The sequence below is a fragment of the Streptomyces lothianensis genome, assembly GCF_047779955.1.
Lineage (GTDB): Bacteria > Actinomycetota > Actinomycetes > Streptomycetales > Streptomycetaceae > Streptomyces.
Genome location: NZ_JBLMKT010000059.1, coordinates 62,597 through 81,180, shown reverse-complemented (window position 1 = coordinate 81,180; position 18,584 = coordinate 62,597). Strand labels below are relative to the sequence as shown.

The following is an 18,584-nucleotide window of genomic DNA, read 5'->3' as shown; positions in this document are numbered from 1 at the left end:
GGGGGGCCGTCGTCACCGGAGACCGCCAGCCAGCCCCCCACACCCAGCGCCGCGGCCCGGCTCGGCCCGCCACCGTGCGGCCGCGGCCCGCCGCCGGCGGCTCGTCCTCGCCGCCTCGGCGGTCGGCCTGGCGGCGGCGCTGGGTGTGGGGGGCTGGCTGGCGGTCTCCGGTGACGACGGCCCCCCGCCGGACGGGAATCCGACGGTCTCGGCCACCCCGTAGGGAGCCGTCCTCGCCGGCGTTCGAGGCGATCCGGCCGGAGGCCGGAAGCGGGGGCCGGATACGGAGCCCCGGATGCGGGGGACGAGCTCTCCCGCGGGCCCCGGTAGTCTGGTGGGGTGGCAGTCGTGGATATTTCCGAAGAGCTCAAGTCCCTCAACGCGACCATGGAGTCGATCGAGGCCGTCCTGGACCTCGACAAGCTGAGGGCGGACATCGCCGTGCTCGAGGAGCAGGCCGCGGCACCGTCCCTGTGGGACGACCCGGAGGCCGCTCAGAAGATCACCAGCAAGCTCTCGCACCTGCAGGCGGACCTCCGCAGGGCGGAGGCCTTGCGCGGCCGGATCGACGATCTGGGCGTGCTCTTCGAGATGGCCGCGGAGGAGGACGACGCGGACACCCGGGCGGAGGCCGAGTCCGAGCTTGCCGCCATTAAGAAGGCACTCGACGAGCTGGAGGTCCGTACCCTCCTCTCCGGTGAGTACGACGCCCGCGAGGCGCTCGTGAACATCCGCGCCGAAGCCGGTGGCGTCGACGCCGCCGACTTCGCCGAGCAGCTGCAGCGCATGTACCTGCGCTGGGCCGAGCGGCACGGCTACGGCACCGAGATCTACGAGACCTCGTACGCGGAGGAGGCCGGCATCAAGTCGACCACCTTCGTCGTGCACGCCCCGTACGCCTACGGCACGCTCTCCGTCGAGCAGGGCACCCACCGCATGGTGCGGATCTCGCCCTTCGACAACCAGGGCCGCCGCCAGACGTCCTTCGCCGGTGTCGAGGTGCTGCCGGTCGTCGAGCAGACCGACCACATCGAGATCCCGGAGAACGACCTCCGCATCGACGTGTACCGCTCCTCCGGTCCCGGCGGCCAGTCCGTCAACACCACGGACTCCGCGGTCCGCATCACGCACATCCCGACCGGCGTCGTGGTCTCCTGCCAGAACGAGAAGTCGCAGATCCAGAACAAGGCGTCCGCCCTGCGCGTCCTCCAGGCCCGGCTCCTGGAGCGCCAGCGCCAGGAGGACCGCGCCAAGATGGACGCGCTCAAGGACTCCGGCTCGTCCTGGGGCAACCAGATGCGCTCCTACGTCCTGCACCCCTACCAGATGGTCAAGGACCTGCGGACCGACTTCGAGGTCGGCAACCCGCAGGCCGTGCTCGACGGCGAGATCGACGGCTTCGTCGAGGCGGGGATCCGCTGGCGCAAGCAGCAGGAAACACAGTCCTGAGGCTGGTCTGCCTCAGGACTCACCCGGGCCTGTCCAGGCCCTGCGGCCCCCGCGGCCTGCGGCCCGTCGGCGCGGCTACCGGCTCGGCCGCCGGGGTTTCGTTCCCGGCCGCGGGCCGGTGGCCGCTTCTCGCGCAGTTCCCCGCGCCCCTGAGCGCCCCGGCTCCGCCGGGCGTCCCTGTCCGCTGTTCATCGGCCGCGAGCGCCCTCAGGCATTGAGGGCGAGGCGCAGCTGCTCGTCCTCCACGATGCGGCGGGCGAGCTCCGGGTCCGCGATGTCCACCGCATCCGGCACCGTCTCGGCCACCTCGCTGCGCCGCGCGTACGCGTCGAACTCCTCCTGCTTGGCCCGGTGCGCCTCGATCAGCCGCGCGTCCACGCTGTCCGCGGCGAGGAGCCGGTGCACCTGCACCCGCCGCACCTGCCCCATCCGGTGCGCCCGCGCCACGGCCTGCGCCTCCAGGGCGGGGCTGAGCTGCGGCTCGCACAGCACCACCACCGAGGCCGCCTGCAGATTCAGCCCGGTGCCCCCGGCGCGTATCTGCGCGAGCAGCACCGCATGGCCCCGGGTCGCGGTGAACTCGTCGACCAGTGCCTGCCGATCGTCCGCCGCGACCGCACCCGTGAGCGGGCCGAACGCCGTGCCGTCCAGGGCTTCGGCGACGACGTCGAGCACATCGAGGAAACCGGAGAAGACGACCACCTTCAGACCGTTCGCCGCCGCCTCCGCGACCAGTTCGCGCAGGCGGTGCAGCTTCGCCGAGTGCGCCGGATCGGCATACGAGGCCCGGCGCATCGCCGCGAAGTTCCCCTCGGCGACGGCCCGCCGGTACGCGGCCCGGTCGGCGGCCGAGAACTCCTCCCACTCGTCGGCATGGATGACCCCGGGCAGCTCGCCGAGCACATCCGGCTGATTGCGCCGCAGATAGCAGGGCGCGACCGTCGCCCGGAAGATCTCCGGGTCCTGCACGCCCGCCCCGTACCGCAGCGCCGCATCGCTGTCGAGGGACTGCAACTGGTCGAAGAGCGAGCGGAATTCCGCGACATGGTGCTCCATCGGAGTGCCCGTCAGGAACAGCACCCGCCCGGTCGTGCTGCGCGCTATGAGTCGGCGCAGCACGGTGGCCCGCTGGGTGTTCCGGTTCTTCACGTACTGGGCCTCGTCCGCGACCACCATCGCCAGCGGCACCCGGGGCACGTGCAGCGAGCGCAGCACGTCGTACGTCGTGACGAGCACCCCGCCCTCGGCCTGCCAGGCCCCGACCGCGGCGAGCCGCCCCGGCCCGTGCGCCCGGTGGGCGGTGAGCGCGCTGCGGTTCTCGATCTCCCGTATCCAGTTGAGCAGCACGCCCACCGGGCACACCACGAGGAAGTGCCGGCCCTCGCCGGTGGCCCGCAGATGGGCGAGCGCGGCCAGCGCCTGGATCGTCTTGCCGAGCCCCATCTCGTCACCGATCAGGACCCGCCGCCTGGCCAGCGCGAAACGCGCACCGAAGGCCTGGTAGGAGCGCAGCTGGACCTGCAGCAGCGACTCGTCCAGCGGCTGTGCCCGCACCTCCTCCGCGATCGGTGTCGGGATGTACCCCTCCGCCGACTCGCGGTCCTGGGGCAGGTCGGCGATCCTGCCGAGCACCGTGTAGTACTCGGCCGCCCGCACCTGGAAGCCGAGCCAGGCCTGCTCCGCGGGCTCCGGGCCGCGCAGCAGATCGGTGACGGCCTGGTCGAGCGCCACCCGTACGTTCTCCGCCTCCGCGTCCGCGCGGGCCTGCCGCAGCCGTGCCGCCGCGGCGCGGGCCTCGTCCTTGCGCGCCCGGCCCGTGAACAGCCACTGCATCCGGGAGGCCGTCGGAGCGGCGGTGTGCAGATCGCCCTCCAGCGCCTCCACCGTCTTACGGGCCAGCGCCACCGCCTCGGGGATCTGCGGGCCCGCGAGGACGCAGCGGTTCAGCGCCCGTACGAGGTCGGTGTGCCGTGTGTCGTCCTGCGCGTCCACGTCGATCCGCACCGCCACGCCGTCCGCGGCGGCATGCGCCAGATGCCGGGCCGCGCCCTGCAGTTGACCCGCCGTCTGCGCGCCGATGCCCGGGACCTGCCGCAGCGTGTACGGCTGGGCGGCGCGGACCTGGCCCACCGAGGTGTACCCGGCCGCCTCCAGCGCCTGCAGCGAGGCCTCGCGCAGGTGGCCGCGCGTCACCTCGCGCAGGGCGGCCAGCGGCAGCCCTTCGAGCTCCGCCTGTACGCAGACGTCCGCGAGCACCCCGTAGGCGCGCTGCACCTCCTGCTCCGCGGCCTCGTGCTCGCGCAGCACCGTCCTTGCGGCGCCGAGCAGTTCGCGGGCCGCGCGCAGCAGGTCCCTGCTGCGTGCGCCGATCGCCAATCGGCCGTCGTCCCCTCCCACACCGCCCCCCGTCCGCGTTCTTTTCGACTGCATCCATCGTGACAGGAGGAACTGACAACCGGCCTTCGGAGCCGGGTTCTTCACACCGGCTGGTGTGAAAATCGTGGAGGGCGTGGGGGATCCGTCACAGTGGTGGTGCACGGGCCGGGCAAGTGCCGTCGAACGGGACATCTCGCGCGAAGCGGCCTTGACGTAACTCTCAACTCTGGACAGGCTGCTGCGAAGCATGCGTATGTCTGGGGCGGGTGTGAACGGGGCACGCGGGACGCGCCCTCACTGAGGTGGTCCCGTACGAGAACAGCAAACCCCGCCGGGCCGTGGCCCCGGATACGGCTGCTCCAATGACGAGAACAGCTACTGGGGGTAGCAGGCAGATGACGAAGAAGACGCGGATCCGCGTCGCGCGGATAGCCGCCGGCGCCGTGATCGCGGCCGGTGCGTCGCTTACGGCGGCGGGGGCGGCTTCGGCCGCCGGCCTGATTGAGGTCAACGCAGGTCCGGTGAACGTGAGTGTCACGGCTGGTAACGAGGAAGGCGACGAAACCTGTCTCCCGGGTACTCCTGACTGCCCTGAGGAGGGAAACGAGAACGAGGGTTCCGAGAACCAGGGCTCGGAGAACGAGGGCTCGGAGAACGAGGGTTCCGAGAACGAGGGCTCGGAGAACGAGGGTTCCGAGAACGAGGGCTCGGAGAACCAGGGCTCGGAGAACGAGGGCTCGGAGAACGAGGGCTCGGAGAACCAGGGCTCGGAGAACGAGGGTTCCGAGAACCAGGGTTCCGAGAACCAGGGTTCCGAGAACCAGGGTTCCGAGAACCAGGGCTCGGAGAACGGTGGACCGACCTCTGGCAGTAGCACCAACGGCGGCGACACCGATGGTGGCGTGAGCAACGGCAACGGCAACGGCAACGGCAACGGCGGCCCCAACCCCAACAACGAGGGCAACCAGCCCGTCGAGCAGGGTGGCAAGGAAGGCCTGCAGGACACCGGTCCGGACCCCGCCCCGCAGGGCGGCGGGGACGAGCTCGCCGAGACCGGTGCCGGTGAGACCACGTTCCTGCTGGTCGGCGCCGCGACCATGATCGCGGGCGGCATCGGCTTCCGGATGCTTCCGCGTCTGGCCGCCGGTCGCAACGCCGCCGCCTGAGTGCACAGCGCGTAACGCTCGCGCCGCCGCCACGCGGCCGGGCGACGGAAGGGCCCGGAGCCACCTCGGCTCCGGGCCCTTCTCACATCCGTACGGAGGGGGCTCACGCCGCCTGGTGAGCCACCAGTGCCATCGCCGCCACCACCATCACGAGCAGCGCTATCAGCGTCACCGGGTTCAGCCCGCCGAGGGCCCCCTGCTGCTCCAGGCGCTCGCGGTTGGCCCGGCACACCGGGCAGCGGCCCTCGCTCACGGGCGCGGCGCAGCTCGCGCACACCAGTCGGTCGTAGGTCATGCGCCCGTCCTCCTCCCGCGCGGGGCCCGCCACCGGGCTTCTCCACGCACAACGCTCCCGGGAACACGACGGTTCCCTCTACCACTGTGCCAGCTCCGCCACGATTCGGCGCGCCCCGCCGCCAGCCGCGCCCCTTCGCCGGCCGCCACCCGCCGCCAGCCGCACCCCGTCACCGGCCACCACGAGCCGCCCGTCGGATTCAGGGATATTTCGGCGTCAATGCGCACATCCCGTCCCCATCCGCACCCGTAACCCCGGCCGCTCCCTGCGCCGCGTACCCCGCTTCGCGTATGGTCACGCACACCTACCCCCGGCGACTCGTTGGTGCATCCGTGATCCGTTTCGACAACGTCTCCAAGACCTACCCCAGGCAGAACCGCCCCGCACTCATGGACGTCTCCCTGGAGATCGAGCGCGGCGAGTTCGTCTTCCTCGTGGGGTCATCCGGTTCCGGAAAGTCGACCTTCCTGCGGCTGATCCTGCGCGAGGAGCGCGCGAGCCAGGGCCAGGTGCACGTGCTCGGCAAGGATCTCGGCCGCGTGTCGAACTGGAAGGTGCCGCAGGTGCGGCGCCAGCTGGGCACCGTGTTCCAGGACTTCCGGCTGCTGCCGAACAAGACCGTCGGCCAGAATGTGGCCTTCGCCCTTGAGGTCATCGGAAAGCCCCGCGGCACCATCCGCAAGACGGTCCCCGAGGTGCTGGACCTGGTCGGCCTCGGCGGCAAGGAGGACCGGATGCCGGGCGAGCTGTCCGGTGGTGAGCAGCAGCGCGTGGCGATCGCCCGCGCCTTCGTGAACCGTCCGATGCTGCTCATCGCGGACGAGCCCACCGGAAACCTGGACCCGCAGACGTCCGTCGGCATCATGAAGCTGCTCGACCGCATCAACCGGACCGGCACCACCGTGGTGATGGCGACCCACGACCAGAACATCGTCGACCAGATGCGCAAGCGCGTCATCGAGCTGGAAGGCGGACGCCTGGTGCGCGACCAGTCGCGCGGCGTCTACGGCTACCAGCACTGAGGCACCGAGCCACCCGAGCACTGAAAGGACGCCATGCGCGCCCAATTCGTCCTGTCGGAGATCGGCGTCGGTCTCCGCCGCAATCTCACGATGACCATCGCGGTGATCGTCTCCGTCGCCCTCTCGCTCGCGCTGTTCGGCGGTGCCCTGCTCGGACGCGAGCAGGTCAGCGTGATGAAGGGTTACTGGTACGACAAGGTCAACGTCGCCATCTACCTGTGCAACAAGGGTGACGCGGAGTCGGATCCCAACTGCACCGAGGGCGCCGTCACGAAGGCGCAGAAGACCGCGATCGAGGCGGATCTGAAGAAGCTGGAGCCGGTCGAGAAGGTCATCTACGAGGATGCCGACGAGGCCTACAAGCACTACCAGGAGCAGTACGGCGACTCCCCGCTCGCCCAGAGCCTGACGCCCGACCAGATGCAGGAGTCCTACCGCGTCAAACTGGACGACCCGGAGAAGTTCAAGGTCATCTCCAGTGCCTTCGCGGACCGCCCGGGGGTGCAGTCCGTCCAGGACCAGCGGGACACCGTCGACAAGCTCTTCGAGCTGCTCAACGGCATGAACCTGGCGGCCCTCGCGCTGATGGGACTCATGCTGATCGTCGCCCTGATGCTGATCGTGAACACCGTCCGCGTCTCGGCGTTCAGCCGTCGGCGCGAGACGGGCATCATGAGGCTCGTCGGCGCCTCCAGTTTCTACATCCAGCTGCCGTTCATCATGGAGGCCGCCTTCGCGGGCGCCCTCGGCGCGGTCCTGGCGGCGGTGCTCCTGCTGGGCGGGCACTTGTTCATGGTCGATCACGGTCTCGACCTCGCCGACAAGATGCCCCTGGTGAACTTCATCGACCGCAGCGAGGTCTTCGCCGTACTCCCGTATGTGATCGGCATCGGTCTGCTCATGCCGGCCTTGGCGGCTTTTTTCGCGTTGCGCAAGTACCTGAAGGTGTGACACACGTCCCGGGTGCCGCACGAGCAACCGGCCGTGCGGCGCCCCGCGTTGTCCTAGACTCACCGACATGTCGGGCCCCCAGAGCCTCTTCAGCAGGCCTCGCAGCATCCGCCGCGGGGCGGGGCTGACGTTGCTGTTCGCCGGTGTGCTTGCCGCCGGAGCCGCCACCGGTTCCATCCCCGCGCAGCAGCAGAGGCAGCCCGCGGACGCCGCCGTCGCCGAGGGCGCCGCACCCGTTGCCCAGGACGTCTCGGCGGCCGCCGCCGAGGCGCTGGCCGACGGCAAGTCGCCCGCCGACGCCGCCCGCGAAGTGGTGAGCCGCAGCGGCGACCGCTGGGGGAAGGTCTACGACGAGCGGGAGTACGAGGAGTTCGAGCAGAGCCTCGACGGCGAGTACACCGGGGTGGGCCTGCGCCCCCGCCGCGAGAAGTCGGGGCGGATCGAGGTGGCCGCCGTACAGCCAGGCGGCCCGGCCGATCTGGCGGGTGTCGCCGAAGGCGACCGGCTGCTGAGCATCGACGGACAGCGCGTGGACGGCAGCTCGCCCGCCGATGTCGTACGACTGCTCCGCGGCGCCGACGACGCGGGCCCCGGCAGCGAGGTCGCCCTCGGCCTGCAGCGCGACGGGCGCACCTGGACCAGCCGGCTGCGGCGCGCCACCCTGGAGAAGCAGACCGTCTCCATACGGGACTACGAGGACGGCACCCGCGTGGTCGGGTTGTCCTCCTTCACCAAGGGCTCCGGCGCCGAGGTCCGCGAGGCCGTCGAGTCGGCGCCCGCCCGGCGCGGCATCCTGCTCGACCTGCGCGGTAACTCCGGCGGCCTGGTCAGCGAGGCCGTGGACACCGCCTCCGCCTTCCTCGACGGCGGCCTCGTCGCCACGTACGACGTGGGGGGCGAGGAGCGCGCGCTGCACGCGGTCCGCGGCGGCCAGACCTCCAGACCCTTGGTCGTGCTCGTCGACGGCGGCACGATGAGCGCGGCCGAACTGCTCGCCGGCGCCCTCCAGGACCGCGGCCGCGCGGTCGTCGTGGGCTCGCGCACCTTCGGCAAGGGCTCGGTCCAGATGCCGACCCCGCTGCCCGACGGCTCGGTGGCCGAGCTGACCGTGGGCCACTACCGCACCCCCGCGGGCCGTGCCGTGGACGGCCGGGGCATCACACCGGACGTCAAGGCCGGCGAGGACGCCGAGGCCAGGGCCCGTACGGTATTGAGTGGCCTCGGACCCCCCTCGTAGTGCCAAAATGGCCAGCACTATGGCCAAGATGAAGCAAACCCGGAAGTCCGCCTCGAAGGACAAGGGTCCCGAGCGCAAGCTCATCGCCCAGAACAAGAAGGCACGGCACGACTACCTCATCCTCGACACCTACGAGTGCGGTCTCGTGCTGACCGGCACCGAGGTGAAGTCGCTGCGGCAGGGGCGGGCCTCCCTCGTGGACGGCTTCGTGCAGATCGACGACCACGAGGTGTGGCTGCACAACGTGCACGTGCCCGAGTACGCCCAGGGCACCTGGACCAACCACGCCGCGCGCCGCAAGCGCAAGCTCCTGATGCACCGTGCCGAGATCGACAAGCTCGCCTCGAAGTCGCAGGAGTCGGGGCACACCATCATCCCGCTCGTCCTCTACTTCAAGGGCGGCCGCGCCAAGATCGAGATCGCGCTCGCCAAGGGCAAGAAGGAGTACGACAAGCGGCAGACGCTGCGGGAGAAGCAGGACCGTCGCGAGGCGGACCGGGCGATGTCGGCGGCGCGCAGGCGGCAGCGGGCGTGAAGGTGCGGACCGGCGACGGCCCGTCCGGGACGGGACCGGAAATAAGTTGGCCTCGCGAGGCGCTGTTCCCGTAGGATGGTGCCTGCACCGCACAGCAGGTGCGCGGATTGATAAATCAACATGGGGATGATCGGTTTCGACAGCGGATGTCGAAGCAGGGGAAGCGTGTCGAGGAAGCGGCAATGATCTCGTTAACCATATGTCGCAACCAATAATCGCCAACACCAAGAGCGATTCCCAGTCCTTCGCCCTCGCTGCCTGATAGTAGCGACTGAAGGACCCTAAAAGGGTGTCAGCCCGGGGATGTTCCCGACCCGGATCCTGGCATAATCAAGGGAACTAAACCATTTCTCCCGGTCACGGGGTGAAATGGGAAATCAAACAGTGACTGGGCCCGTCGGCGACTTGTTCGCGTGATTGCCGGGGCCGAGAAAAGCACAGCGAACTGCACACGGAGAAGCCCTGATTCCGCACCGTTGGACGCGGGTTCGATTCCCGCCATCTCCACCACCCCATGTGAGCCCCCGGCCTGACGAAGATCGTCGGACCGGGGGTTTTCTGCGCCCCCGTGTGCCCTTCGCGTCTCCTGGCACCCCTTGACGGCACTTCGTGTCTCTTCGCGCCTCTTCGTATCTTCATGCAAATCGAGGGTGATTTGCCCTGCAATGACCCGAATTTCCGGAGCCCTCCAGAGAGGCGTGACCAACCCGGGACAACGAGAATCACTCTTCTGCGCTACATTCATCGTCCGGGCGCAGTGTGAACAGGGGGGCGCTCGGGCCGGGTGGGGGCCCGGTCCGGCGGCGAGTGCCCGGTCTCGCGTGCGCCCGCCGTCCCTTCTGGGAATGGGCATACAGCTGTGGAGAATTGGCGGGAAGACGCCCTTTCGGGGCATACGCATGATCCGAACGAGGTCACGGTACAGATCGACGGTCTGGGCCGACTGAGGGCCGAGGTGAACCCGGAGGCCGAAAGCGCCCGGGAAGCCGACAAGCCCGTCTTCGTCGACGAATCCGGCACCCGCGGCAGGACCGTGCGCCGGATCGGCTGGATCCTGGGCGCGGCCTGCGTGGTCTACGCCGTCGTGCTCGTCCTCACCGTCGCCTCGGGCAGCTCCGACGCGCCCTGGATGCCGGGCATAGGCGACGACGCGAATTCCTCCGGCAAGGTGGAGCCCTCGCCCAGCCCCACCGCCCCCGTCTCTCCCACGTCAGGCTCGGGCACCCCCCTCGCCCCCGAAGAGACCCCCCGTACGCAGGACCCCCTCCCCACCGCCGGCCCCACCGGCACCCCCGCCGTCCCGCCCCCGGACGCGGCCGAGCCCACCCAGCGGCCCACGCAGGGCGGCGGCACCGCCCCGGCCCCCGATCCGACCGCCACGGACCCGGGCACCGAACCGACGACGCCGCAGCCGGACCCCGATCCGCCCACCGAGACCGAGGACCCCGGCACCACTCCGACCGAGACCGATCAGCCCGTGACCGGCGGCGCGGGTGGCGGCGGCGCGGGCGGCAACGGAGGCAGCGGCGACAAGCCCATCTCCGCCGACACGACCGGATCCGAAAACGAGACCCTCACCCTGGCAGGCGCCGCAACATGAGTCCCCGTTCCACCGGCGCGGCGCGCCGTCGCCGTGTCCCCCTGCGTTACCTGCTGCCGCTGCTCTTCCTCGTCGCACTGCTCGCCATGCTGATGCTGCGCGGCTACGTGCACAGCGAGATCCTCGCCGACCACCGGGTGCGTCCCCCCGCGCCCACCGACCAGGTGCCGCACCAGGTCCTCAGCGGCGGCCCGGTGATCGACGCGCGCGGCGACGACATCACCACCCGCGGTGTACCGGACCGCAAGCTCGTCCTCACCTTCGACGACGGCCCCGACCCGACGTGGACGCCGAAGGTGCTCGACGTGCTGAAGAAGCACGATGCGCAAGCGGTGTTCTTCGTGACCGGCACCATGGCCTCGCGCCATCCCGGCCTCGTGCAGCGCATGGTCGACGAGGGCCACGAGGTGGGCCTGCACACCTTCAACCACCCCGACCTCTCGTACCAGTCGAAGCGCCGTATCGACTGGGAGCTCTCGCAGAACCAGCTGGCGCTGGCCGGTTCGGCCGGTATCCGTACGACGCTGTTCCGCCCGCCGTACTCGTCCTTCGCCGACGCCTTCGACAACAAGAACTGGCCCATCGCCCAGTACATCGGCTCCCGCGGCTACATCACCGTCGTCAACAACACCGACAGCGAGGACTGGCAGCGCCCCGGCGTCGACGAGATCATCAAGCGCGCCACGCCCAAGGGCGAGGAGGGCGCCATCGTCCTGATGCACGACTCGGGCGGCGACCGCTCGCAGACAGTCGAGGCGCTCGACACGTTCATCCCGCAACTGCAGGCCAAGGGCTATGAGTTCACGCATCTGACCGGTGCGCTCGGTGTGCAGAGCGCACACACCGAGGTCACCGGGCTCGCGCTGTGGAAGGGCAAGGCCTTCGTCTACGCCGTGCAGGCCTCCGAGCATGTGACCGACGTGCTCGTGGTGTGCCTCGCGGCGATCGGCTTCCTCGTCATCGCCCGCTTCGGTCTGATGCTGCTGCTCTCCTTCGCGCACGCCCGCCGCACCCGGCGCCGCGGTTTCCGCTGGGGTCCGCCGGTGCACGAACCGGTCTCGGTGCTTGTGCCCGCGTACAACGAGGCGAAGTGCATCGAGAACACGGTGCGTTCGCTGGTCAACAGCGATCACCCCATCGAGGTCATCGTCATCGACGACGGATCGAGCGACGGCACGGCCCGACTCGTGGAGAGCCTCAGGCTCCCCGGCGTACGCGTGGTGCGCCAGCTCAACGCCGGAAAGCCCGCCGCGCTCAACCGCGGCGTCGCCAACGCCCGCTACGACCTCATCGTGATGATGGACGGCGACACCGTCTTCGAGCCCTCCACCGTCCGTGAACTCGTGCAGCCCTTCGGCGATCCGCGCGTCGGCGCCGTCGCGGGCAACGCGAAGGTCGGCAACAAGGACTCGCTGATCGGCGCCTGGCAGCACATCGAGTACGTGATGGGCTTCAACCTCGACCGCCGCATGTACGACATGCTGCGCTGCATGCCCACCATCCCCGGAGCCGTGGGCGCCTTCCGCCGCTCGGCGCTCCAGCGGGTCGGCGGCATGAGCGACGACACGCTCGCCGAGGACACCGACATCACGATGGCCATGCACCGCGACGGCTGGCGCGTCGTCTACGCCGAGAACGCCCGTGCGTGGACCGAGGCCCCCGAGACCGTGCAGCAGCTGTGGTCGCAGCGCTACCGCTGGTCGTACGGCACGATGCAGGCGATCTGGAAGCACAAGCGCGCCTTCATCGAGCGCGGCCCCTCCGGCCGCTTCGGCCGCGTGGGCCTGCCGCTCGTCTCCGCGTTCATGGTGCTCGCGCCGCTGCTCGCGCCGCTGATCGACGTCTTCCTGCTCTACGGACTCGTCTTCGGCCCGACCCGGAACACGATCATCGCGTGGTTCGGCGTCCTCGGCATCCAGGCCGTCTGCGCCGCGTACGCCTTCCGGCTCGACCGGGAGAACATGAAGCATCTGATCTCCCTGCCGCTGCAGCAGATCCTCTACCGGCAGCTCATGTACGTCGTGCTGCTGCAGTCCTGGATCACCGCCCTGACCGGCGGCCGGCTGCGCTGGCAGAAGCTGCGGCGCACCGGTGTGGTCGGCGCCGCGCCCGGCGTGCCCGCGCAGCCGAGCGGTGCGGACCGGAGGCCGGTGGGATGAACGGGCAGCAGCAGCCGGCCTGGGTCACCGAGGGCAAGCAGCAGCGGTGGGCTCCCGCCGCGCCCATCGACCGCTCCCGGGAGCCGCGACAGACCCCGACCGGGGCACCCGCGTCCGACAGCGCGGCCCCCGCCGCCCCCAAGGCCGCGAAGAAGATCGTCCGCGACCGCTATCTCGACCTGCTGCGGGCCATCGCGCTCTTCCGCGTGGTGCTCCTGCACACCTTCGGCTGGTGGTGGCTGCCGCTGGTCTTCCCGTCCATGGGCGTCATGTTCGCCCTGGCCGGTTCCCTGATGGCCCGCTCGCTCTCGCGGCCCGCGCCCGGCGTGGTCAAGAGCCGGATGCGCAGGCTCCTGCCCCCGGTGTGGATGCTCGCCCTCGCCGTCGTCCCGCTGGGGCTGCTGTACGGCTGGGATCCGGGCGAGGACGGCGGCTTCAGCGGCTGGCTCTCGATGCTGAACTTCATCGTGCCGGTCGGGGCCCCGCCGTTCCCGCAGGAGGCCGCCTTCCCCGGTGGCTTCCTCGAATCCGGGTGGCTGATGAACGGCGTGGAGCCGCTCTGGTACCTGCGGACCTACCTCTGGCTCGTGGTGCTCTCGCCGCTGCTGCTGCCGCTGTTCCGGAGGATGCCGCTGCCGGTCATGCTCCTGCCTCTGGTGGTCGTCGCGGCGATGATGGAGGGCTGGATCGACCTCCCGGGCGAGCTCGGCAACTCGGTCTTCGACACCTGCGTCTACGCGGCCTGCTGGATGCTCGGCTTCGCGCACAACGACGGCCTGCTCAAGCGGATCCCGCGCTACATCCTGGTCTCCTGCGCCAGCTTCGCGATGGGCGCCGCACTGTGGTGGTACACCCGCGAGGTCGGCTTCGGCACCAGCATCGAGGCGGCCCCCCTCGCCAACGCCCTCTGGTCGCTCGGCGCCGTCGCGATCCTGCTCACGTACTCGCCCTCCTGGGAGAAGCTGCCGGGCAGGCTCGCCGCCTGGGACAGGCTCGTCACCCTTGCCAACAACCGGGCCGTGACGATCTACCTCTGGCACAACCTGGCCATCGCGGTGTCCCTCGCGCTCCTCAACGAGGTCTGGGGCTTCTCCTTCCTGTACGACGCCTTCGGCCACGATCTCAGCAGCAGCTTCGGTGACACGTACCAGTTCTGGGCGTTCGCGCTCGCCTGGCCCCTGATCTTCCTGGCGATCGCCTGCTTCGGCTGGGTCGAGGACATCGCCGCCCGGCGCAAGCCGCGGCTCTGGCCCACCGGACCGTCCCGCCGCGAACGGAGCCGGGCGAGCGCGGCATCCGGGTCGCCCGGGTCGCCCGGGTCGCCTGGGCCGCCTGGGTCGCCCGAGGCGCCCGGGACGCCCGGGAACCGTTCGCGGCGCAGGGCCCGCTCCGGGCGCGCCCGCCGCTGACACGAGGCACCGCCGCGGCGCACCCGCTCACCGACCGCCCGCTCACACACCGCCCGTCCCCCGGGTGAGAGCAAGGTTGCGCCGCGGTCATCTGATCGGGCACCGGCCGGAAACCACCGCTCCATAGCTTCGGCGTGCAAGGACACGACGAGGCGGTGGAGGCGCGATGACAGGGCAGGCCGGGACTCGCAGGACAGGCCGGTGGATCGAGCGGTGGGATCCCGAGGACGAGGAGTTCTGGGAGCGCGAGGGGAGAAAGACCGCCGGGCGGAACCTGCTGTTCTCGGTGCTCTCCGAGCACATCGGGTTCTCCGTGTGGAGCATGTTCTCCGTCATGGCGCTGTTCATGGGGCCGGAGTACGGCATCGACCCGGCGGGCAAGTTCTTCCTGGTCGCCGTGGCCTCGCTGGTCGGCGCGAGTCTGCGGGTGCCCTACGGCTTCGCGGTCGCCCGCTTCGGCGGCCGGAACTGGACGATCTTCAGCGCGGGCCTGCTGCTCGTGCCCGTCGTGGCGCTCCTGTTCGTCATGGAGCCCGGCACCTCGTACACCACCTTCATGGTGGTCGCCGTGCTCACCGGCGTCGGCGGGGCGAACTTCGCCTCCTCGATGACCAACATCAACAGCTTCTACCCGCTGCGGCTCAAAGGCTGGGCGCTCGGCATGAACGCCGGCGGCGGCAACATCGGCGTGGCGGTGGTGCAGCTCCTCGGGCTGCTGATCATCGCGGTGGCCGGGGCCACCCAGCCCAGACTGCTGCTCGCCGTCTACGCCCCGCTGATCGTCCTCGTCACGGTGCTCAGCGCCCTGCGCATGGACAACCTGGGGCCCGTACGCAACGACAAGGGCGCCGCGAAGGAGGCCGCGCGGGACGGGCACACCTGGATCATGTCGTTCCTGTACATCGGGACGTTCGGCTCGTTCATCGGCTACAGCTTCGCCTTCGGGCTCGTCCTGCAGAGCCAGTTCGGGCGCACCCCGCTGCAGGCCGCGTCCCTCACCTTCATCGGCCCCATGCTCGGCTCCCTGATCCGGCCGGTCGGCGGCCGGCTCGCGGACCGGCTCGGCGGCGCCCGCGTCACCCTGTGGAACTTCGCGCTGATGGCGGCCGCGGCCGCGGTGATCGTCCTCGCCTCGACGCGGGAGTCGCTGCCGCTGTTCATCGGCGGCTTCATCGCCCTGTTCATCCTCACCGGAGTCGGCAACGGCTCCACGTACAAGATGATCCCGGGCATCTACCAGGCCAAGGCGGCGGCGCACGGCCTGAGCGGCGAGCCGGCAGCCGTCTACGCGAGGCGGCTGTCCGGTGCCTCCATGGCGCTCATCGGCGCGGTCGGCGCCTTCGGCGGCCTCGGCATCAACCTCGCGCTGCGGCAGTCCTTCCTCAGCTCCGGCTCCGGCACCACCGCCTTCGTGGCCTTCCTCGGCTACTACGTGGCGTGCTTCGTGGTCTGCTGGTTCGTATACCTGCGCCGGACCGCCCCCGCGCCCGCCCCGCAGGGAACGGCGCCCGCCGAGGAGAAGCCGCAGCTCAGCTACGCCGAGGTGTGATCGCCCGGTCCCTGACTCCCCGGGGTGGCGGGGAGGCCTTCCCCGGACGCGGAAGCGCGGCCGGGGAGGGCGCGGGCGTAACACCGAGGCAATCCTGGCGAACCGAACCCGTCACGCATCCTTGACAGGATCGGTCGACCGCATGACGCGCGACGACCTCCGCGGGCCAGGGGCTTTCACGGCATCCCGGGCGCAGGGGCCGTCCCGTCGATGCCACAGCGAGCTGAGCGAAGCGGGACGAGAGCCATGGGAAAGAACACGCAGTCCACCGGAGCCGGGCAGCAGCCACTCGCCGGATTCACCGTCGGCGTGACGGCCGCCAGACGCGCCGACGAACTCGGCGCACTGCTTGAGCGGCGCGGAGCGAACGTCCTGCACGCGCCCGCGCTGCGGATCGTGCCGCTCGCCGACGACAGCGAACTGCTCAGCGCCACCAAGGAACTACTCAAGGACGCGCCCGACGTCGTGGTCGCCACCACTGCGATCGGCTTCCGCGGCTGGGTCGAGGCCGCCGACGGCTGGGGCATCGGCCAGGAACTCCTCGCCCGGCTGCGCGAGGCCGAACTCCTCGCCCGCGGTCCCAAGGTGAAGGGCGCGATCCGGGCCGCCGGGCTCACCGAATCCTGGTCGCCGGCCTCCGAGTCGATGGCCGAGGTGCTCGACCGTCTCCTCGACGAGGGCGTCGCGGGCCGCCGTATCGCCCTGCAGCTGCACGGCGAACCTCTGCCCGGCTTCATCGAGGCGCTACGGGACGGGGGTGCCGAAGTCGTCGGCGTACCCGTGTACCGGTGGATGCCGCCTCAGGACCTGACCCCGGTGGACCGTCTCCTCGACGCGGTCCTCACCCGCGGCGTGGACGCCGTGACGTTCACCAGCGCACCCGCCGCCGTCTCCCTCCTCGACCGGGCCGCCGCCCGCGGCCAGGAGGCCGACCTGCTCGCCGCGCTAGGGCAGGACGTGCTGCCCGCCTGCGTGGGGCCGGTGACCGCCCTGCCGCTGCAGGACCGCGGCCTGCCCACGATCCAGCCGGAGCGCTTCCGCCTCGGACCCCTCGTCCAGCTCCTGTGTGTCGAACTCCCCGCCCGCGCCCGCACCCTGCCGATCGCCGGCCACCAGCTGCAGGTCCGCGGCCACGCGGCCCTGATCGACGGCGAGATCCGCCCGGTCCCGCCCGCCGGCATGGCCCTTCTGCGGGCCCTCGCCCGCCGCCCCGGCTGGGTCGTCTCCCGCGCGGACCTGCTCCGCGCCCTGCCGGGCACGGGCACCGACGAACACGCGGTGGAGACGGCGATGGCCCGGCTGCGGGTGGCACTCGGCCTCCCGAAACTGATCCAGACCGTGGTGAAACGCGGCTACCGGCTCGCACTGGACCCCGTATCGGGCGACAAGTACGCGGATGCGGGGCGAGGCTGAGCCGGTGCGGCCGGGGCCCTCGGCTCCCACCTGCGCAAGCGGGCACGCGCCATCGGCCCGGATCGTGCCCGCCCGCGCGGTGCCGCCGGCCGATCCGTCAGGAGGGGCGGCGGCCGAGCAGCACCAGCGCCCTGCCCAGGCACACCACCGCCGCCACGTTCAGCAGACACCGGACCAGGTTCCACGTCACCCACGGGTCCTCGAAGCCGGCGCGTACAGCCGACGGGTCGGTGATCCGGCCGGGGTCGCCGGCGGCGGCGAGCCGGTCGTTGAGCGGTACGCTCGCGCCCGACGTCACCGCGAAGACCGCCACGTACAGCAGTAGTCCGGCCAGCACCCACCCCAGCAGCCGCCGCCGCTGCCGTACCCGCCACGCGAGCACCGCGGGCAGCACCAGCGCGCCGAACAGGGCCAGGAAGAAGGCGGGGTTCTGGATTGTCTCGTTGATGTCCTGCATCACCGAGATGAAGGTGCGGTCGTCCGCCCGGCGCAGGGCGCTCATGACGGACGTGGAGTAGGCGAACCACACGCCGGCCATCAGGCCGTTCGCCAGAAGTGCGGCGATGAGCAGGACGGCGTCCGGGCCGCGGCGGGCCATGGGCCGGGCGGAGCTCGACAGCTTCGGGGTGGGATGCGTCGTCGGCATGCGGGCAAGTCAACGCCACGGGAGGGGGAGTCGACCATGGCCGAGCCGCTCAGTGGCATGCGTGAGCGTGCGCGGCCCCTGCCTCATGGCCACGTACCCGACGTGACCTCCTGGCCACGTACCCGACGTGACCTCCTGGCCACGTACCCGACGTGCGCGCCGGGCGCCCGGTACCGTTCGCCGATGATCGATGACACGTTCGAGATCCGGGCCGCGACCCCGGACGACGCCCCTGCCCTCGTCGAGGCACACCTGAGGAACAGGGCGCACCTGGCTGCCACCGACCCCGCGCGCCCCGAATCCTTCTTCACCGTCGAGGGACAGCTCGCCCGGATGAACGACGGGAACCTGCGCTGGGTCATCACGCACGGCGCCAAGGTGATCGGGCGCGTCGACCTCAGCGGGATCGTGCTCGGTCCCTTCCGCAGCGCCAGCCTCGGGTACTGGGTGGACGGCGACCACCTCGGGCGCGGTCTCGCCCTGCGGGCCGCCGAGACCATGCTCGCGCACGCCCGCGACGAGCTGGGGCTGCACCGCGTCGAGGCCTCCACGCTCACCGACAACCTCGCCTCCCAGCGCGTCCTCGCCAAGGCCGGCTTCGAGAGGATCGGCTTCGCCCCCTCGTATCTGCACATCAACGGGGCCTGGCGTGACCACTTCATCTTCCAGCGCGTTCTGCACGACGACCCACCGCCCCTCACGTGAGGGCGGGGGCTTCCCGGCCGACGGGGGCCGGGGTCTTCCGGCCGCGCGTCCGGCGGGGCACTCTGGAAGGGA

Annotated in this window: 15 protein-coding genes, 1 other RNA gene and 1 pseudogene; 14 read left to right on the top strand and 3 right to left on the bottom strand. The window is 70.8% G+C overall.

Features of this window, described 5'->3' with window-relative positions:
* Positions 1-223 (top strand): annotated as a pseudogene (locus ACLF6P_RS20895) (serine/threonine protein kinase); the annotation flags it as partial.
* A 116-nt stretch (positions 224-339) separates the two neighbouring features.
* Entirely contained in the window at positions 340-1,449 is a 1,110-nt protein-coding gene (prfB, locus tag ACLF6P_RS20890; protein WP_415952116.1) for a peptide chain release factor 2, read from the top strand.
* A gap of 207 nt (positions 1,450-1,656) precedes the next feature.
* Here prfB and ACLF6P_RS20885 read toward each other — a convergent pair whose 3' ends face one another.
* Positions 1,657-3,825 carry a DEAD/DEAH box helicase gene (locus tag ACLF6P_RS20885; protein ID WP_415952115.1) on the bottom strand — a complete coding sequence of 723 codons (2,169 nt, stop codon included), beginning with the start codon at positions 3,823-3,825 and terminating at the stop codon, positions 1,657-1,659.
* A gap of 395 nt (positions 3,826-4,220) precedes the next feature.
* Between ACLF6P_RS20885 and ACLF6P_RS20880 the strand changes: the two genes are divergently transcribed.
* Positions 4,221-4,991 (top strand): hypothetical protein, encoded by a 771-nt coding sequence (locus ACLF6P_RS20880; protein WP_415952114.1) that lies wholly within the window; start codon positions 4,221-4,223, stop codon positions 4,989-4,991.
* Between the two features lie 103 nt (positions 4,992-5,094).
* Here ACLF6P_RS20880 and ACLF6P_RS20875 read toward each other — a convergent pair whose 3' ends face one another.
* Positions 5,095-5,286, bottom strand: coding sequence for a hypothetical protein (locus ACLF6P_RS20875; RefSeq protein WP_415952113.1), 192 nt, complete (start codon positions 5,284-5,286; stop codon positions 5,095-5,097).
* 332 nt (positions 5,287-5,618) lie between these two features.
* Here ACLF6P_RS20875 and ftsE point away from each other — a divergent pair, with 332 nt between their 5' ends.
* The 10 genes from ftsE to ACLF6P_RS20825 all read left to right on the top strand — a co-directional run bounded on the left by ftsE (position 5,619) and on the right by ACLF6P_RS20825 (position 17,161).
* Positions 5,619-6,308, top strand: coding sequence for a cell division ATP-binding protein FtsE (gene ftsE / locus ACLF6P_RS20870; protein ID WP_415952112.1), 690 nt, complete (start codon positions 5,619-5,621; stop codon positions 6,306-6,308).
* Between the two features lie 33 nt (positions 6,309-6,341).
* On the top strand, positions 6,342-7,259 hold the full coding sequence (gene ftsX / locus ACLF6P_RS20865; protein WP_415952111.1) for a permease-like cell division protein FtsX: 918 nt from the start codon (positions 6,342-6,344) through the stop codon (positions 7,257-7,259).
* 67 nt (positions 7,260-7,326) lie between these two features.
* Positions 7,327-8,496, top strand: coding sequence for a S41 family peptidase (locus ACLF6P_RS20860; protein ID WP_415952110.1), 1,170 nt, complete (start codon positions 7,327-7,329; stop codon positions 8,494-8,496).
* Between the two features lie 19 nt (positions 8,497-8,515).
* Positions 8,516-9,031 (top strand): SsrA-binding protein SmpB, encoded by a 516-nt coding sequence (gene smpB, locus ACLF6P_RS20855; RefSeq protein WP_415952109.1) that lies wholly within the window; start codon positions 8,516-8,518, stop codon positions 9,029-9,031.
* 122 nt (positions 9,032-9,153) lie between these two features.
* Positions 9,154-9,541: a transfer-messenger RNA gene (gene ssrA / locus ACLF6P_RS20850) on the top strand.
* Positions 9,542-9,890: 349 nt separating this feature from the next.
* Positions 9,891-10,631, top strand: coding sequence for a hypothetical protein (locus ACLF6P_RS20845; protein WP_415952108.1), 741 nt, complete (start codon positions 9,891-9,893; stop codon positions 10,629-10,631).
* On the top strand, positions 10,628-12,790 hold the full coding sequence (locus ACLF6P_RS20840; protein WP_415952107.1) for a glycosyltransferase: 2,163 nt from the start codon (positions 10,628-10,630) through the stop codon (positions 12,788-12,790). The genes ACLF6P_RS20845 and ACLF6P_RS20840 overlap by 4 nt, the downstream gene beginning before the upstream one ends.
* On the top strand, positions 12,787-14,199 hold the full coding sequence (locus tag ACLF6P_RS20835) for an acyltransferase family protein (RefSeq protein WP_415952106.1): 1,413 nt from the start codon (positions 12,787-12,789) through the stop codon (positions 14,197-14,199). Before ACLF6P_RS20840 ends, ACLF6P_RS20835 begins: the two co-directional genes overlap by 4 nt.
* A 166-nt stretch (positions 14,200-14,365) precedes the next feature.
* Positions 14,366-15,748, top strand: coding sequence for a nitrate/nitrite transporter (locus ACLF6P_RS20830; protein WP_415952105.1), 1,383 nt, complete (start codon positions 14,366-14,368; stop codon positions 15,746-15,748).
* 246 nt (positions 15,749-15,994) lie between these two features.
* On the top strand, positions 15,995-17,161 hold the full coding sequence (locus tag ACLF6P_RS20825; RefSeq protein WP_415952104.1) for a uroporphyrinogen-III synthase: 1,167 nt from the start codon (positions 15,995-15,997) through the stop codon (positions 17,159-17,161).
* A gap of 97 nt (positions 17,162-17,258) precedes the next feature.
* Here the strand turns inward: ACLF6P_RS20825 and ACLF6P_RS20820 are convergent, their stop codons facing one another.
* Entirely contained in the window at positions 17,259-17,807 is a 549-nt protein-coding gene (locus ACLF6P_RS20820; RefSeq protein ID WP_415952102.1) for an anthrone oxygenase family protein, read from the bottom strand.
* A 183-nt stretch (positions 17,808-17,990) separates the two neighbouring features.
* Between ACLF6P_RS20820 and ACLF6P_RS20815 the strand changes: the two genes are divergently transcribed.
* A complete protein-coding gene (locus ACLF6P_RS20815) occupies positions 17,991-18,512 on the top strand; it encodes a GNAT family N-acetyltransferase (RefSeq protein WP_415952101.1) in 522 nt (173 codons plus the stop codon).
* The last annotated feature ends 72 nt before the right edge of the window (positions 18,513-18,584 follow it).

What these genes read in the sequence shown, in the direction of transcription:
- ACLF6P_RS20825 (WP_415952104.1), top strand. Translation starts at nt 15,995, where the DNA reads ATGGGAAAGAACACGCAGTCCACCGGAGCCGGGCAGCAGCCACTCGCC.
- ftsX (WP_415952111.1), top strand. Translation starts at nt 6,342, where the DNA reads ATGCGCGCCCAATTCGTCCTGTCGGAGATCGGCGTCGGTCTCCGCCGC.
- ACLF6P_RS20835 (WP_415952106.1), top strand. Translation starts at nt 12,787, where the DNA reads ATGAACGGGCAGCAGCAGCCGGCCTGGGTCACCGAGGGCAAGCAGCAG.
- ACLF6P_RS20880 (WP_415952114.1), top strand. Translation starts at nt 4,221, where the DNA reads ATGACGAAGAAGACGCGGATCCGCGTCGCGCGGATAGCCGCCGGCGCC.
- ACLF6P_RS20815 (WP_415952101.1), top strand. Translation starts at nt 17,991, where the DNA reads ATGATCGATGACACGTTCGAGATCCGGGCCGCGACCCCGGACGACGCC.
- smpB (WP_415952109.1), top strand. Translation starts at nt 8,516, where the DNA reads ATGGCCAAGATGAAGCAAACCCGGAAGTCCGCCTCGAAGGACAAGGGT.
- ACLF6P_RS20830 (WP_415952105.1), top strand. Translation starts at nt 14,366, where the DNA reads ATGACAGGGCAGGCCGGGACTCGCAGGACAGGCCGGTGGATCGAGCGG.
- ACLF6P_RS20860 (WP_415952110.1), top strand. Translation starts at nt 7,327, where the DNA reads ATGTCGGGCCCCCAGAGCCTCTTCAGCAGGCCTCGCAGCATCCGCCGC.
- ACLF6P_RS20840 (WP_415952107.1), top strand. Translation starts at nt 10,628, where the DNA reads ATGAGTCCCCGTTCCACCGGCGCGGCGCGCCGTCGCCGTGTCCCCCTG.
- ACLF6P_RS20875 (WP_415952113.1), bottom strand. Translation starts at nt 5,286, where the DNA reads ATGACCTACGACCGACTGGTGTGCGCGAGCTGCGCCGCGCCCGTGAGC.
- ACLF6P_RS20820 (WP_415952102.1), bottom strand. Translation starts at nt 17,807, where the DNA reads ATGCCGACGACGCATCCCACCCCGAAGCTGTCGAGCTCCGCCCGGCCC.